Genomic DNA, 15,652 nt, shown 5'->3' with positions numbered 1-15,652 from the left:
GCCGTGGTCCACCCCGTCGCCGTCGCCGGGTTCCTGGTGGCGATCCTCCCCCTGATCGCCACCCCCGGCGCCAGCCTGGCCCTGCTGGTCCAGTACGTCACCGAGGGCGGCCGCCGCCGGGCGCTTCCCGTCGTCCTCGGCACGGTCACCGGCCTCTACGTGCACGCCGCGCTCGCCGCAGCGGGCCTGTCGGCCCTGGTCATGCACTCCAGCCTGGCCTTCACGGTCGTCAAGCTCATCGGCGCGGTCTACCTCATCGGCCTGGGCCTGTGGACCTGGCGGACCGCCGCGCCGACCCCGCGCCGCTCCCGCCCGAGGCGTACGGACTCCGTCTACGCCCAGGCGCTCCTCGCCAACGTCCTCAACCCGAAGGCGGCCGCGATCTACCTGACCCTGGTCCCCCAGTTCGTCACGCCCCAGCACCCCCTGCCCGGCCAGATCCTCACCCTGGCCACGGCCCATGCCCTGCTGATCACCCTCTGGCTGACGGCATGGACCTTCCTCATCCTCCACGCGACCCGCGTCCTCCGGGCCCCCCGCTGCAAACGAAGGGCCGCCCGGGCCACTTCGGCGGTCCTGATCGCCCTCGGCGTCCGGAGCGCCGTGACGTAGAGCCGGTCAGGACGCCCCCGCACCGCCCCCGACCGGCCCCACCCCCGTAGCCGCGACGGACAGCTCCCACAGCCGGGCCGCCGCGTCGGCGTCCACCGCGTAGGCGCGGACGCCGCCCTCGCCCGTGGGCCCGGTGACGGAGGCGATCTCGCAGTCCTCCAGATACACGCCGCCCCGGTCCGCCAACAGCGGCGACGTGGCCGCCCACAGGCCGGTGGCGGCGCCCTGCGAGGCGGTCTTGAAGCCCTCGCCGATCACGTTGCCGTGCTCGTCCACCCACCCGTTGTCGATCTGCTCCCGGAGCGTCATCTCCCGCTGCAGCCCGGTGATGATCGACCCCGGGTGGAGCGCGAAGGCCCGCACGCCGTCGCCCCGCCCGAGGGCGTCGAGGTGTACGGCGAAGAGCACGTTGGCCGTCTTGGCCTGGCCGTACGCGTGCCACTTGTCGTATCCGGAACGGAAGTGGGGATCGTGCCAGCGGAAGTCCGTGATGCCGTGGCCGCCGGAGCTGTAGACCACGACGCGCGCCCCGTCACCGGCGGCCAGGAGCGGGTACAGCTCGCACGCGAGGGTGAAGTGCCCGAAGTGGTTGACCGCGAGCTGGCTCTCCCATCCGGGCCCGACGCGTCGCTCCGGCGTGGCCATGATCCCTGCCGTGGCGAAGAGCAGGTCGAGCCCGGTCAGCGTCTCGCGGAGGTGCGCGGCAGCCGCCCGTACGGTTCCGAGGTCGGACAGGTCCATGGGGACGACCTCCACGTCACCGCCCACCCCGTCGAGCGCGGCACGGGCGACGTCGGGCCGGCGCGCGGGCACGATCACCCGCGCCCCGGCGGCGACGAGGGCCCGGGTGGTTTCGAGCCCGAGCCCGGAGTAGCCGCCGGTCACCACGGCGTTCCGGCCGGAGAGGTCGGCGCCCGCGATGACGTCCTGGGCGGTGCTGGCGGCGGAGAAGGGGGAGCCGAGAGGCTGCTGTCCAATGGTGTCCATGCGGCGAAGCTACGACCTGGACCGCGCTCTAGATCAAGTCCTACGCTCCACCGCATGGCAACCACCACCGGCACGCTGAGCATCGGCGAGGTGTCCGACCGCACCGGCCTCAGCGTCCACGCCCTCCGCTACTACGAACGCGAGGGCCTGCTCGTGGGCCCGGTGCACCGCACCTCCGGCGGCAGGCGCCGCTACAGCGCGCTCGACGTCGACTGGCTCCTGATCTGCGTGAAGCTGCGCGAATCCGAAATGCCCCTGGCCGACCTGAAACGGTTCGCCGACCTCGTACGCCAGGGCCCGGGCAACGAGGCCGAGCGCTTCCACCTCCTGGACACCCACCGCCAACGCGTCGACGCCCGGATCGAGGCCCTGGAGGAGTGCCGCTCGGTCATCACCTGGAAGGTCGGCGTCTACGCGGACCACCTGGCCCGCGGAGAGGCGGACGGCCTCTGGGACCCGACGGGCAGGCCCCAGGATGTTTCTGGAAATGTTGAACGATGACTACTGGTACACCACATGACGCCGAGTCACTTGCCGTCGGGGCCCTTGAGTGGCTGATGAAGGCCGCCCGAGACGTCGGCCACGGTCTGGCCTGGCCCTACAACCTCGCCGCCGAGCAGGTCACACCGACCCTGTACAGCGGGACTTCGGGGGTGCTGCCCGCCCTCCTCGACGCATGGCGGTACTTCGCCGACGACCGCTACGCGGACGCGGCCTCGCGTGGTGCCCGCAGCGTCGCTGCCGAGGTCGGCGGCTGGGAGAACAGCGGACTGTACACGGGGGTCGCCGGGATGGCTGTCGCGTTGCGGGGCGTGCACCGGACACTCGGCGACACCGCGGCGGGGGCGGCCGCCGACCGTGCTCTGGACGTCCTCCGGTCCCGCTTCGACGGCGAAGGATGGAACGACTACTACGAACTCATCGTCGGCAACGCCGGTATCGCGCTCGCCGCGCTGGAGTGCGGTGATCTCGATCTGGCCGAACGAGCCGTCGCCCGCTACGCGCGCACCGCCGAAACCACCGCCGCCGGCGTCCAGTGGGAGATCCGGGCCGGCGCAGTCCCGCGTCTGCACCACATATCGCACGGGACCCTGGGCATCGTCTACGCGCTGGCCGCCGTGGGACGCGCCGCCGACCGCCCCGATCTGCTCGACCTCGCCCTGGCCGGCGCCGCCGACGTGGTCGCGCGCGATGAGGCGGGCCCGGACGGGTTCCTCGTCGCGCACTCCGATCCGCAGCAGGAACACGAGAAGATCGAACGTCACAGCTACGGCTGGTGCCACGGCACGGCCGGCGACGCACAGGTGTTCCGCCTGCTGAGCCACATCCGGGCCGACGACTCCGCTTGGCCCGCCCTCGTCGACCGCTGCTGGCGCACCCTGGTCGACTCCGGCGTTCCCCGGCGCATCCGTCCCGGCTTCTGGGACAACAACGGCCGCTGCTGCGGCACCGCCGGTGTCCTCGCCCTCGCCTGCGACCGCGAAGTCGAACGAGGCGACGGCGGCGACTTCGCCGATGTCCTCGTCGCCGACCTCGCGGTCCGCGCAAGGACCGATGACAACGGCATCTCCTGGTCCAACTTCGAGCACCGTGAGACGCCGAGCGACCTCGCTCCCACCACTGGCTGGTCCATGGGCAACGCCGGCATCATCCGCGAGCTCCTGCGCCACGCCCGCATCACGTCACACCGCGATCCCCGGTACGCGGTCCCCTTCCCGGACCACCCGCCCACCCCCTGAACCCGGCGCGGGCAGGCACTCGGCCAGCAGGTCGAGGACGTCGCGCCAGGCGCGCTCCGCGTGCCGGGGGTGGTGGCCGACGCCGGGGAGGGTCGTGTGGTCGACCGGGGGGTGGTGGAAGGCGTGCAGGGCGCCGCCGTAGACCACGAAGCGCCAGTCGACGCCCGCGGACCGCATATCGGCCGTGAACGCGTCCCGTTGCGCGGGGCCCATGATCGGGTCCTCCGACCCGACCCCGGCCCACACCGGGCAGCGGATGCGCGCGGACTCGCCCGGCCGGCCGGCGCTCAGTCCGTTGATGGTCCCGATCGCGCGCAGGTCGACACCGTCGCGCCCGAGTTCCAGCGCGATCATGCCGCCGGTGCCGTAGCCGATGGCGGCGATCCGGTCGGGGTCGGTCCTCGGCTCGGCGCGCAGCACGTCGAGCGCCGCGTGCCCGATGCCCCGCATCCGCTCGGAGTCGTCGAGCAGCGGCAGGCAACGGGCCAGCATCTCCCCGGGTTCGCCCAGATACCGCCCACCGTGGAGGTCGAAGGCCAGCGTGACGTACCCCAGTTCGGCGAGGACGTCGGCCCGGCGCCGCTCGATGTCGCTGAGCCCCATGCCTTCCGGGCCGAGCAGCACGGCGGGCCTGCGGCCGTCACCGGCCGGGAGCGCGAGATGGCCGACCATCGTCAGACCGTCGGCCGGGTACGTGACCGTGCGCGTGATAACCGTCGTCATGAAACGGACCGTAGTCCGCGTCGAGCACGGCCGGACCCGGGTTCACCGCCGGCGGAACGACGCGGGCTTCCCGTCGGACGCGTCCTGGAGCGCCGCCCGACGGCCGTATCGGCTCAGCCGCGGCGGGGCGGGGCGAGCTTCGCCAGGTCGAGGTCGATCTCGAAGGGCACCGGACGGGTGAGGGAGCCCCTGAAGATGCCGACGGGTACGTAGGTGGCGGTCGGCCCGTCCAGCTCGTAGACGTGGACGACGGGTGCCCCGTCCTCGTCCTCGATGCACCAGTAGTGCGGGATGCCGGCCGCCGCGTACTTCCGCAGCTTCACCGTGCGGTCCCGGTGTGCGGACTCGGGGGAGACCACTTCCACCGCGAGCCGCACTTCATCCGGTGCGAACCAGGTGCGGTCACCGTCGAAGTCGGCCGTCGTCACCAGGAGATCCGGCTCGGGCCGATTGCGCTGATCGAGTCTGATGGTCATCTCCCGTCCGACCCGCACACCGGCTGGTGCCTGCTCCATGAGAGCCACGGTGAGCATCGTGACGAGATGGCCGTGCCACCACCGCTGCGGGGATCCGGAGAAGACCAGGGCTCCGTCGATCAGCTCGGTGTGACGCGGCGCTTCCGGGAGGCGGTCCAGATCTTCCGCGTACCAGCCTTCCGCGCGGGGCGGGCGCATCCAGTCGGGCAGTGCGGTCATGGCGAAACCGTAGCGACTCGGCCGGACCCGGGCCACGAGGCCGACGCGGGCCGGACCGGGCAGCCCTACGCCCCCCGGGCCCCCGACGCAACCGAATCGTCGGGAGCGGCGGCGGCGGTCTCGTCCGTCGGGGAGCCCCGGAACGACAGCACCAGGGCCAACGCGCAGCCGCAGGTGATCGCCCAGTCGGCGAGGTTCATCACGCTGAAGTCCCGGACGGAGATGAAGTCGACCACCGCGCCCTGGAAGTCGCCCGGGGCGCGGAAGACGCGGTCGGTCAGGTTGCCGAGGGCGCCGCCGAGGAGCAGGCCCAGGGCGACGGCCCACGGGGCGCTCGCCAGGCGGCGCGAGTAGCGGATGACGACGACGGCGACGGCCGTGGCGATCAGGGTGAAGACGATCGTCGTCGCCTCGCCCATGCCGAAGGCGGCGCCCGGGTTGCGCTGGACCCGCAGCACGAGCCAGTCCCCGAGCACCGACACGGTCGTACGGCCTTCGAGCTTCGCGACCACCGCCAGCTTGGTCCCCAGGTCGACGGCGTACGCGAGGGCCGCGACCGCCCACAGCAGGCGGGCGCGCCTGCGCGTCCCCGTGCCGCTCGCCGTCACATCCGGCATGCTCGCCCTCCCGGCCCTCGTCGCACCACGGACGGCGCGCTCACCGCAGGGAACGTATCCCGCTCAAGGGCTCCCCGTCACCGCCCGCCCCCGCAGCTCCCGCCGCAGGATCTTCCCCGAGGCCGCCCGGGGCACCGTCCCGATGAATTCGACCGCCCGCACCTTCTTGTACGGGGCCACCCGCTCCGCCACCCACTCCATCAGCGCCTCCGCCGTCACCACCGCCCCGGGCCCCCGCACCACGTAGGCCTTCGGGATCTCGTTGCCGTCGGGGTCCCGGACGCCGATCACCGCCGCGTCCGCCACCCCCTCGTGGCCGAGCAGCAGCGCTTCCAGCTCCGCGGGGGCGACCTGGTAGCCCTTGTACTTGATGAGCTCCTTCACGCGGTCGACCACGAAGAGCCAGCCCGCCTCGTCCACCCGGCCGACGTCGCCGGTGTGCACCCAGCCGTCGGGGTCGATCATCGCGGCGGTGGCGTCGGGGCGGCCCAGGTAGCCCTTCATGACCTGGGGGCCCCTGATCAGGATCTCGCCGGGTTCGCCGGGCGGGGCGTCGGCGGACGGGTCGTCCAAGGACACGATCCGCATCTCGGTGCTCGGGAGCAGCGTGCCGACCGCCCCCGGCGGCGGGTTCTCCGCGGCGAGCGGGACGACGTGCGTGCCGGGGGAGAGTTCCGTCATGCCGTACGCCTGGCGGACCGGCGGCAGCCCCAGGCGGCGGGAGCACGCGGCGGCCAGGTCCGCGTCGAGGGGGGCGGCGGCGCTGACGATGTACTCCAGCGAGGACAGGTCGTAGCGGTCGACCACCGGGTGCTTCGCGAGGGCCAGGACGATCGGCGGAGCCACGTACAGGCCGTTGATGCGGTGCGTCTCGATCGCCGCCAGGAACTGGGCCAGGTCGAAGCGCGGGAGGACGACGACCGTGGCGCCCAGGCGCAGGGGGGCGTTCATCAGCGCCGTCAGGCCGTAGATGTGGAAGAACGGCAGCACCGCCAGAATCCGGTGCCCCTCTCCCAGCGGGACGAAGGGGCTCAGCTGTTCCAGGTTCGTCGCCATCGAGCGGTGCGTCAGCATCACGCCTTTGGGCGCGCCCGTCGTGCCCGAGGAGTACGGGAGCGCCGCGACGTCCTGCGCCGGGTCCACGGCCACCATCGGTTCCGGGGCGGTCGTGGTGAGCATGTCCAGGAGCGAGGTGTGGCCCTCCGCGTGGTCGCAGACGAACACCTCCTGGATGCCGCCCACGAGTTCGGCGGCCCGGCGGGCGATCGCGAGCAGCGGGGACACCGTGACGATCCAGCGCGCGGAGGAGTCGCGGAGCTGCTTCGCGAACTCCTCCGCCGTCGCCAGCGGGTGCACCGTCGTCACCGTGGCGCCCGCCCGGGTCGCGGCGTAGAAGACGGCCGGGTACGCGATGGTGTTCGGGCTGTGCAGGGCGAGTACGTCGCCCTTGACCAGGCCGGCGGCGGCGAGACCGGCGGCGATCCTGCGGTGGAAGGCGTCGAGCTGCGCGTAGGTGAGGCGGCTGCTCTCGTTCGTCCCGTCGATCAGGGCGACGGTCTCCCCGAACCGCTCGGTGGCGTGCCCGAGCACCGCGTCGTGGATGGCGGTGTCGAGCGGCTGGACGTCCGGGTAATCGCTGCGGAACACGTGCGCCATGGTGGGTCGGTCCCTTCGATACGGGGAGGTGGCCTCTCGCGTACGTACGACTGTGGCGCCCCTCAGTACGACTTGGGGAGACCCAGGGTCTGGTGGGATATGTAGTTCAGGATCATTTCCCTGCTGACCGGCGCGATCCGGGCCACCCGTGCCCCCGTGATCAGCGAGGCCAGGCCGTACTCGCGCGTCAGCCCGTTGCCGCCCAGCGTGTGCACCGCCTGGTCCACCGCCTTCACGCACGCCTCGCCCGCCGCGTACTTCGCCATGTTCGCCGCCTCGCCCGCGCCGACGTCGTCGCCCGCGTCGTACAGCCGGGCGGCCTTCTGCATCATCAGGCGGGCCAGTTCGAGTTCGATGTGGGCCTGGGCCAGCGGGTGGGCGATGGCCTGGTGGGCGCCGATGGGCTCCTTCCACACCTGGCGCGTCTTCGCGTACTCGACCGCCCGGCCGAGCGCGTAACGACCCATCCCGATACCGAAGGCCGCCGTCATGATGCGCTCCGGGTTGAGCCCGGCGAAGAGCTGGAGCAGCCCCGCGTCCTCGTCCCCGACCAGCGCCTCCGCCGGCAGCCGCACGTCGTCCAGGACGAGTTCGAACTGCTTCTCCGGCGCGTGGACCTCCATGTCGATCCGGTTCCGCTGGAAGCCGGGCGTCTCGCGCGGGACGATGAACAGGCACGCCTTGAGCCTGCCGGTCCTCGCGTCCTCCGTGCGGCCGACGATCAGCGTGGCGTCCGCGATGTCGACGCCCGAGACGAAGACCTTGCGACCGGTGAGCAGCCAGTCCCCGCCGTCCCGGCGCGCCGTGGTCGTGATGCGGTGCGAGTTGGAGCCGGCGTCCGGCTCGGTGATGCCGAACGCCATGGTGAGGGAGCCGTCGGCGAGGCCCGGGAGCCACTGCCGCTTCTGCTCCTCCGTGCCGAAGCGGGATATCACCGTGCCGCAGATCGCGGGCGACACGATCATCATCAGGAGCGGGGAACCGGAGGCGCCCAGCTCCTCCAGCACGATGGAGAGTTCCGCCATGCCGGCACCGCCGCCCCCGTACTCCTCGGGGAGGTTCACGCCGAGGAAGCCCGCCTTCGCGGCCTCCGCCCACAGCTCGCGGGGATGGCCGCCCTCGCTGACGAGGGACTGCGTGTACGCGCGCCCGTAGCGCTTCCCGAGGGCGGCGACGGCGGCGCGCAGGGCCTGGTGCTCTTCGGTTTCGAGGACGGTGCTCGTGCTCATGCGGGCTGCTCCTCAGCGGGGTCGGTGACTACGGCGAGCAGGGCGCCGACCTCCACCTGGAGGCCAGGCGCGGCGTGCAGGGCGGTGAGCGTGCCGGAGGCGGGGGCGAGGATGCGGTGCTCCATCTTCATCGCCTCCAGCCAGATCAGCGGCTGCCCGGCCTCGACGGCGGCCCCCTCCGCGAGGCCGTCCGCGAGGCGGACCACCGTGCCGGGCATGGGGGCGAGCAGCGAGCCGGGCTCGGTGCGGTCGGCGGGGTCGGTGAAGCGGGGCAGGGCGGTGAAGGTGTACGCGCCGGAGGCGGTGTCCACGTACACCTTGCCGTCAGCCGGGAGGACGTCGAAGTGCCGGGTCACGCCGGCGTGTTCGAGCGTGACGCGGGCCCGGCCCGCCGACACGACGCGGACGCCGTCGGTGCCGATGTCGCCGACGGTCAGGCCGCCGCCCCGGGTCGGGCGGTACGTGATGTCGTGGTCGGCCCCGTCCGGTTCGCTGCGGTAGCGCCGGAGCTGGGGTTGCGAGGGGAGGTTGCGCCAGGCGCCGAAGCGGGTGAAGCCGCCCCTGGTGGTGGAGGTGGCGTTCCGCGCCGCCTCGGCCACGGCGGCGGCGGTGGCCGCGAGCCGGGCGGAAGCCTCGTCCCGCGCGGCCGTCAGCGCCGGAAGGTGCCGGTCGTAGAACCCCGTGTCCAGCCGCCCGCCCACGAAATCCGGGTGCCGCAAGGACCGGACGAGCAGGTCCCGGTTGGTCACCGGCCCGTGGACGCGCGCCCGCTCCAGCGCACGGGCGAGGAGCCGCACCGCCTCGGCCCTGGTCGGAGCCCGGGCGATCACCTTGGCGATCATCGGGTCGTAGTGCACGCCGATCGTGTCGCCGCCGGTGTACCCCGTGTCCAGCCGCACCCCCGGCTCCTCCGGCACGTCCAGCGAGAGCAGTGCTCCGGTCTGCGGCTGCCAGTCCCGCGCCGGGTCCTCCGCGTACAGCCGGGCCTCCACGGCGTGCCCGGCCGGCGACGGCGGCCCGGAGGCGGGCAGCGGCTCGCCCTCCGCGATCCGGAGCTGGAGCGCGACGAGGTCGAGCCCGAACACCTCCTCGGTCACCGGGTGCTCCACCTGAAGGCGCGTGTTCATCTCCAGGAAGTACGGCCGCCCGCCGGGAGCGACCAGGAACTCCACGGTCCCCGCGCCCCGGTACCCCACGGCCCGGGCGGCGGCCACCGCCGCCTCGTGCAGCCGCTCGCGCAGCCCGTCCGGCAGGCCCGGCGCCGGCGCCTCCTCGATGACCTTCTGGTGCCGGCGCTGGAGCGAGCAGTCGCGGGTCCCCAGCGCCCACACCCCGTCGTGCTCGTCGGCCATCACCTGCACCTCGACGTGCCGGCCGCGCTCCACGTACGGCTCGGCGAACACCTCGCCGTCCCCGAACGCGGACAGCGCCTCGGCCCCGGCGGCGGTCAACTCGCCAGGCAGGTCCGCCAGTTCCCGCACGACCCGCATCCCGCGCCCCCCGCCGCCGGCCGCCGCCTTCAGCAGCAGCGGCAGGTCCTCGGCGGTCGCGGCGGCCGGGTCCACCGGCGCGAGGAGCGGCACCCCGGCGGCGGCCATCAGCTCCTTGGCCCGGGTCTTCGACGCCATCAGCTCGATCGCCTGGACGGGCGGCCCGATCCACCGCAGCCCGGCCTCCTGCACGGCTGCGGCGAATCCGGCGTTCTCGGAGAGGAACCCGTAGCCGGGGTGCACGGCGTCCGCCCCGGCCGCGAGCGCGGCGGCCACGACGAGGTCGCCGCGCAGATACGTATCGGCGGGGGCCGCACCCGGCAGCCGTACGGCGGTGTCGGCCTCCCGGACGTGCAGGGCGCCGGCGTCCGCGTCCGCATACACGGCGACGGTGGCGATGCCGAGGGCCCGGCAGGTGCGGAAGATCCGGCACGCGATCTCGCCCCGGTTGGCGACGAGCAGGCTGGTGATCATGGGGATCTCCCTCACATCCGGAAGACGCCGAAGCCGCCCCGGGCGCCCTCGACCGGTGCGGTGTGGATGGCGGACAGGCACAGGCCGAGCACGGTCCGGGTGTCGCGCGGGTCGATGACCCCGTCGTCGTACAGCCGCCCGGACAGGAACATCGGCAGCGACTCGGACTCGATCTGCTGCTCGACCATCGCGCGCAGGGCGGCGTCCGCCTCGTCGTCGTACGGGCGGCCCTTCGCGGCGGCCGAGGCGCGCGCGACGAGGGAGAGCACCCCGGCCAGCTGCTGCGGACCCATGACGGCGGACTTGCTGCTCGGCCAGGCGAAGAGGAAGCGCGGGTCGTACGCCCTGCCGCACATCCCGTAGTGCCCGGCGCCGTACGAGGCGCCCATCAGGACCGACAGGTGCGGGACCTTCGAGTTCGAGACGGCGTTGATCATCATCGCGCCGTGCTTGATGATGCCGCCCTGCTCGTACTCCTTGCCGACCATGTAACCGGTGGTGTTGTGGAGGAAGAGGAGCGGGATGTCGCGCTGGTTGGCGAGCTGGATGAACTGCGCGGCCTTCTGCGACTCCTCGCTGAACAGCACGCCCTGCGCGTTGGCGAGGATGCCGACCGGGTAGCCGTGCAGAGCGGCCCAGCCGGTGACCAGGCTCGTCCCGTACAGCGGTTTGAACGCGTCGAAGTCCGAGCCGTCGACCAGCCGGGCGATCACCTCGCGCGGGTCGAACGGCACCTTCAGATCGCCGGGCACGATGCCGATCAGCTCGTCCTCGTCGTACGCGGGCGGCTCTGCGGGGCCCGGATCGGCGTGTGCCTTGCGCCAGTTGAGGCGGGCGACGATGCGGCGGGCCCGGCGCAGGGCGTCGTGCTCGTCCACGGCGAAGTGGTCGGCCAGCCCCGACGTACGGGCGTGCATCGAGGCGCCGCCGAGCGATTCGTCGTCGCTCTCCTCGCCGGTCGCCATCTTCACGAGGGGCGGTCCGCCGAGGAAGACCTTCGAGCGTTCCTGGATCATGACCGTGTGGTCGGACATGCCGGGGACGTACGCGCCTCCGGCGGTCGAGTTGCCGAAGACGACGGCCACGGTGGGGATTCCAGCGGCGGAGAGCCGCGTGAGGTCGCGGAAGAGCGCGCCTCCGGGGATGAATATCTCCTTCTGCGACGGCAGGTCCGCACCGCCGGACTCGACCAGGCTGATGACCGGGAGCCGGTTGGCGAACGCGATCTCGTTCGCGCGCAGGGCCTTCTTCAGCGTCCACGGGTTCGACGCTCCACCGCGTACGGTCGGGTCGTTGGCGGTGATCAGGCACTCCACGCCCGCCACCACCCCGATCCCGGTGACGAGCGAGGCGCCGACTGTGTACCCGGTGGCCTCGCTGCCCCAGGCCGCCAGCGGAGACAGCTCCAGGAACGGCGTGTCCGGGTCCACGAGGAGTTCGACGCGCTCGCGGGCGAGCAGCTTGCCGCGCCCCCGGTGCCGCTCGACGTACTTCTCGCCACCGCCCTCCAGCGCCTTGGCGTGCGCGGCCTCCAGCTCGGCCAGCTTGGCGAGCATGGCGGCCCGGTTGGCCGCGTAGTCGGGGCTCGCGGTGTCGAGCCCGGTGGGCAGGACGGTCATGCGGGCACCTCCAGAAGGGGCACGGGTATCTCCAGGTGGCGGGCGCGCAGCCACTCCCCCAGCGCCTTGGCCTGCGGGTCGAACCGGTGCTGCGCGGCGACGCCTTCGCCGAGCAGCCCGTGCACGGTGAAGTTCAACGCCCGCAGGTTGGGCAGGACATGGCGTACGACGGTGAGCCCGGCGGTCTCCGGGAGGAGCGCGCGGAAGCGGTCGGCGGTCAGCTCGTGCACCAGCCACCGCCACGCGTCCTCGCCCCGGACCCACACCCCGACATTGGCGTCCCCGCCCTTGTCCCCGCTCCGGGCCCCGGCGACGCGGCCGAGAGGGGCGCGGCGGGTGGGCCCGGGCTCCAACGGCGGGGGCAGGGGCGGCTGTTCGACGTCCCGCAGCACCTGCGTCCGCGCCGGGTGCGCGACGGGCTGCCGCGTCCCGTCGGGCAGAACGGCGATGTGCTCCACGTCCCCGGCCGGTACGTACCGCGCCTCGAACACCCCGTACGGCGCGCCCTTCCCGGGCGGGGCGGTGACATGGAAACCGGGATAGCTGCCGAGGGCCAGCTCGATCGCCGCACCGGACAACGCGCGCCCCACGGGCTCCTGTTCGCGGTCCCGGACCACCAGACGGAGCAGGGCGCTCGCGGTCTCCTCGGTGTCGGCGTCGGCCCGGTCCGTGCGGGCCAGCTCCCAGCGGACCTCCTGCGGCCGGCGCCCGGCGCGCGCGAAGGCGTCCGCGAACTGGTCCCGGACGAGCGCCGCCTTGGCCTCGACGTCGAGCCCGGTGAGCACGAAGACGACCTCGCCCCGCCAGCCGCCGAGCCGGGTCAGCCCGGCCTTGAGCGTGGGCGGCGGGGCCTCCCCGCGCACGCCGGAGATCCTGACCCGGTCCGGCCCGTCCTGCGTCAGCCGTACGGTGTCGAGCCGGGCGGTGACGTCGGGCCCGGCGTACCGGGCGCCGCCGGTCTCGTACAGGAGCTGGGCGGTGACGGTGCCGAGGTCGACGACGCCCCCGGTGCCGTCGTGCTTGGTGATCACGGAGCTGCCGTCGGCGTGGATCTCCGCGACCGGGAAGCCGGGGCGGCGGACGTCGTGGTCGCGGAAGAAGGCGTAGTTGCCGCCCGTGGCCTGCGTCCCGCACTCCAGGACGTGCCCGGCGACGACCGCCCCGGCGAGCGCGTCGTGGTCCTCGGGCCCCCAGCCGAAGTGGGCGGCGGCTGGGCCGGTGACGAGGGCGGCGTCCGTCACCCGGCCGGTGACGACGACCTCGGCACCGGCCCGCAGGCACGCCGCGATGCCTGCTCCCCCAAGGTACGCGTTGGCGGTCAGGAAACCGTCCGGTACGGGAAGGTCGTCGCCCTCCACATGCGCCACCCGCACCGGCACGCCCACCTTCCCGGCCAGCTCCCGGACCGCGTCGGCGAGCCCGGCCGGGTTGAGGCCGCCCGCGTTGGCGACGATCCGCACCCCGCGCTCGCGGGCGAGCCCGAGCCCGTCCTCCAACTGCCGCAGGAACGTGGAGGCGTAGCCGCGCGCCGGGTCCTTGAGGCGGCTGCGGCCGAGGATGAGCATGGTCAGCTCGGCGAGGTAGTCCCCGGTGAGGACGTCGAGCGGGCCGCCGGTGAGCATTTCGCGCAGGGCGTCGAAGCGGTCGCCGTAGAACCCGGAGGCGTTGCCGATGCGCAGGGGCGCGGGTGCGAGGGGCGCGGGCCGGGGCTCGGTCATCGCTCGCCCTTCGGCGCCCGCCCCGCCCCCGCGGGGCCCGCGAACGCCTGCGCGATCGACAGCCAGGCGTCCGCGTCCGCCCCGTCCGCGCGCACCGCCAGGTCGTCGCGGTGGGCGCGTTGCGTGACGAGCAGGCAGAAGTCGTGCAGCGGCCCGGTGACCCGCTGGCCGGCGTCCTCGGGGCCGTACGTGATCAGCTCACCGCCGGGCGCGGCGAGTTCCACCCGGAACTCCTCGGCGGGCGGCTGCTTCCCGCGTACGAAGAAGGCGTAGTCGCGGGCCCGGACCCCGATGCGGGCCACGTGCCGCAGCCGGGCGGTCGGGGTGCGGGTGGCCCCGAGGGCGTCGGCGACGTCCTGGCCGTGGGCCCAGGTCTCCATGAGCCGCCCGGTCGCCATGGAGGCGACGCTCATCGGCGGCCCGTACCAGGGGAACTTCGCTCCGGCGGGCGCCGCGCGCAGGGCCTCCTGCAAGCGCTCGCGGCCCTCCCTCCAGCGCACGAGCAGCGCGTCCGGCGGGTACGCGGCGACGACCTCGTCGGCGGCCCGGTCCACGAAGCCCTCGGGGTCCTCCATGGCCTTCGCCACCTCGTCCCCGAAGCGGCCGGGGTCGGTGACGGAGATCAGCGCGACGTCGTCGGTCCAGCTCAGGTGGGCGATCTGGTGGGCGAGGGTCCATCCCTCGGCCGGGGTCGCCCCCGCCCACTGTCTCGCGGTGGCCCCGGCGACGAGCAGGTCGAGCTCCTGGCTCTCGCTGCGCAGATCGTCCAGCACGGCTGAGGCATCGGACACGGTGCGCTCCCCTCGGGGCGTGACGGCGTGCCCGGGAGCCTGCCAGCGCGACGCAAAACAATCAAGCATGCTTGCATGATTTTTTCACGCGCGTGCGGCCGGCCGGTCCGGCCCGACCGCTACCGCTTCGAGACGCCCCGCACCTGACTCCGTACCGCCCCCATGCTCGCCCCGATGACGAGCGCGATGGCGAGGGCGTCCGTGGCGGACAGGGCCTGGTGGAGGATGAGGAATCCGGCCAGGGCGGCGATCGCGGGTTCCAGGCTCATCAGGATGGCGAAGGTGGCCGCGGGCAGGCGGCGCAGGGCGATGAGTTCCAGGGTGTACGGGAGTACGGAGCTGAGCACCGCGACGGCCGCGCCGAGCCCGAGCGTCGTGGGGACGACGAGCTTGGAGCCCGCGTCCATGATGCCGAGGGGGAGCGAGAGGAGGGCGGCGACCACCATGGCCAGGGCGAGGCCGTCGGCCTGCGGGAAGCGGCGGCCGGTGCGGGCGCTGAAGACGATGTACGCCGCCCACATCGCCCCGGCCCCCAGCGCGTAGGCGGCGCCCGCCGGGTCGAGCCGGTCGAAGCCGCCGCTGAGCAGGGCGACGCCGGCGAGGGCCAGGGCCGCCCAGACGACGTTGACCAGGCGGCGCGAGGCAATCACGGACAGGGCGAGCGGGCCGAGCACTTCGAGGGTGACGGCGGCGCCGAGCGGGATGCGGTCGACGGCCTGGTAGAACAGCGCGTTCATGGCGCCCATGGCGATGCCGAAGGCGACCACGGTGCCCCAGTCGGCCCGTGAGTGGCCGCGCAGCTTCGGCCGGCAGACCACGAGCAGGACGAGCGCGGCGGCGGCCAGCCGCAGCGTGACGACGCCGAGCGCCCCGGCCCGGGGCATCAGCAGCACCGCGACCGCGGCGCCGAACTGCACGGACAGCCCGCCCGCGACGACCAGCGCGACCGGGGCCAGCGCGGCCCGCCGCCCCCCGCCCGGCTTCCCCTCGCCGAGGCCCGGCGAGGCGACCGCTTCCGGCACGGCGACGGCGGCGGCAGCGGCCGGTTCTGCGGCGGTGGTCCGGTCGTTCACTTTCGGGGCCTGTCCTTCTGAGTCCTGAAGATCGGCAGTACATTGCATTGCACTGCCTCATGTACGGTACTGCACTTTCCCGGCACAGCCCCCCACCCACCGTACGAACCCCGCGCACGTCCCCCGCAAGGGCGGTTATCGGCAGACGGTCAGAAATTGACAAGTTGAAAACAAAAACAGAACAGAGGTCACCACAAGTTCTTCCCAACTGGTTCCTCAATTCTCATAT

General features: G+C 73.2%; 14 protein-coding genes. 3 read left to right on the top strand and 11 right to left on the bottom strand.

All coding sequences use genetic code 11. From position 1 onward, the window contains the following. Positions 1–3 precede the first annotated feature (3 nt). The gene (locus tag ACLQ2N_RS23415) at positions 4–612 is read left to right on the top strand and encodes a LysE family translocator (RefSeq protein ID WP_425816092.1); all 609 of its coding nucleotides are present in this window, start codon (positions 4–6) and stop codon (positions 610–612) included. A 6-nt stretch (positions 613–618) separates the two neighbouring features. Here ACLQ2N_RS23415 and ACLQ2N_RS23410 read toward each other — a convergent pair whose 3' ends face one another. Continuing rightward, complete coding sequence (locus ACLQ2N_RS23410) at positions 619–1,599, bottom strand: oxidoreductase (RefSeq protein ID WP_425816090.1); 981 nt, start codon at positions 1,597–1,599, stop codon at positions 619–621. A gap of 54 nt (positions 1,600–1,653) precedes the next feature. Here ACLQ2N_RS23410 and ACLQ2N_RS23405 point away from each other — a divergent pair, with 54 nt between their 5' ends. Beyond that, a complete protein-coding gene (locus ACLQ2N_RS23405; RefSeq protein WP_425816088.1) occupies positions 1,654–2,100 on the top strand; it encodes a MerR family transcriptional regulator in 447 nt (148 codons plus the stop codon). 56 nt (positions 2,101–2,156) lie between these two features. Further along, positions 2,157–3,338 (top strand): lanthionine synthetase LanC family protein, encoded by a 1,182-nt coding sequence (locus ACLQ2N_RS23400; RefSeq protein ID WP_425816086.1) that lies wholly within the window; start codon positions 2,157–2,159, stop codon positions 3,336–3,338. Here ACLQ2N_RS23400 and ACLQ2N_RS23395 read toward each other — a convergent pair. From ACLQ2N_RS23395 to ACLQ2N_RS23350, 10 genes are all read right to left on the bottom strand, one after another. Next, complete coding sequence (locus tag ACLQ2N_RS23395) at positions 3,282–4,061, bottom strand: dienelactone hydrolase family protein (RefSeq protein ID WP_425816084.1); 780 nt, start codon at positions 4,059–4,061, stop codon at positions 3,282–3,284. The genes ACLQ2N_RS23400 and ACLQ2N_RS23395 overlap by 57 nt on opposite strands. A gap of 113 nt (positions 4,062–4,174) precedes the next feature. Further along, positions 4,175–4,756: a Uma2 family endonuclease gene (locus tag ACLQ2N_RS23390; protein ID WP_425816082.1), complete on the bottom strand. Its 582-nt coding sequence runs from the start codon at positions 4,754–4,756 to the stop codon at positions 4,175–4,177. A gap of 65 nt (positions 4,757–4,821) precedes the next feature. Continuing rightward, the gene (gene lspA / locus ACLQ2N_RS23385) at positions 4,822–5,373 is read right to left on the bottom strand and encodes a signal peptidase II (protein ID WP_425816080.1); all 552 of its coding nucleotides are present in this window, start codon (positions 5,371–5,373) and stop codon (positions 4,822–4,824) included. Positions 5,374–5,436: 63 nt separating this feature from the next. Continuing rightward, positions 5,437–7,029 carry an AMP-binding protein gene (locus tag ACLQ2N_RS23380; protein ID WP_425816078.1) on the bottom strand — a complete coding sequence of 531 codons (1,593 nt, stop codon included), beginning with the start codon at positions 7,027–7,029 and terminating at the stop codon, positions 5,437–5,439. A 62-nt stretch (positions 7,030–7,091) separates the two neighbouring features. Beyond that, complete coding sequence (locus ACLQ2N_RS23375; RefSeq protein ID WP_425816076.1) at positions 7,092–8,258, bottom strand: acyl-CoA dehydrogenase family protein; 1,167 nt, start codon at positions 8,256–8,258, stop codon at positions 7,092–7,094. Next, positions 8,255–10,222, bottom strand: coding sequence for an acetyl/propionyl/methylcrotonyl-CoA carboxylase subunit alpha (locus ACLQ2N_RS23370; protein ID WP_425816074.1), 1,968 nt, complete (start codon positions 10,220–10,222; stop codon positions 8,255–8,257). The genes ACLQ2N_RS23375 and ACLQ2N_RS23370 overlap by 4 nt, the downstream gene beginning before the upstream one ends. An 11-nt stretch (positions 10,223–10,233) precedes the next feature. After that, positions 10,234–11,841: an acyl-CoA carboxylase subunit beta gene (locus ACLQ2N_RS23365; RefSeq protein ID WP_425816072.1), complete on the bottom strand. Its 1,608-nt coding sequence runs from the start codon at positions 11,839–11,841 to the stop codon at positions 10,234–10,236. Then, on the bottom strand, positions 11,838–13,559 hold the full coding sequence (locus ACLQ2N_RS23360; RefSeq protein WP_425816070.1) for an acyclic terpene utilization AtuA family protein: 1,722 nt from the start codon (positions 13,557–13,559) through the stop codon (positions 11,838–11,840). Before ACLQ2N_RS23360 ends, ACLQ2N_RS23365 begins: the two co-directional genes overlap by 4 nt. Beyond that, positions 13,556–14,350 (bottom strand): TIGR03084 family metal-binding protein, encoded by a 795-nt coding sequence (locus ACLQ2N_RS23355; RefSeq protein WP_425816068.1) that lies wholly within the window; start codon positions 14,348–14,350, stop codon positions 13,556–13,558. The genes ACLQ2N_RS23360 and ACLQ2N_RS23355 overlap by 4 nt, the downstream gene beginning before the upstream one ends. A gap of 119 nt (positions 14,351–14,469) precedes the next feature. Continuing rightward, positions 14,470–15,423, bottom strand: a complete 954-nt coding sequence (locus ACLQ2N_RS23350; protein WP_425816066.1) for an EamA family transporter — start codon at positions 15,421–15,423, stop codon at positions 14,470–14,472. Positions 15,424–15,652: the final 229 nt, after the last annotated feature.

Origin of the sequence: Streptomyces sp. DT224 (genome assembly GCF_049844595.1) — a bacterium.
Lineage (GTDB): Bacteria > Actinomycetota > Actinomycetes > Streptomycetales > Streptomycetaceae > Streptomyces.
This window is presented reverse-complemented; position numbering and strand designations above follow the sequence as displayed.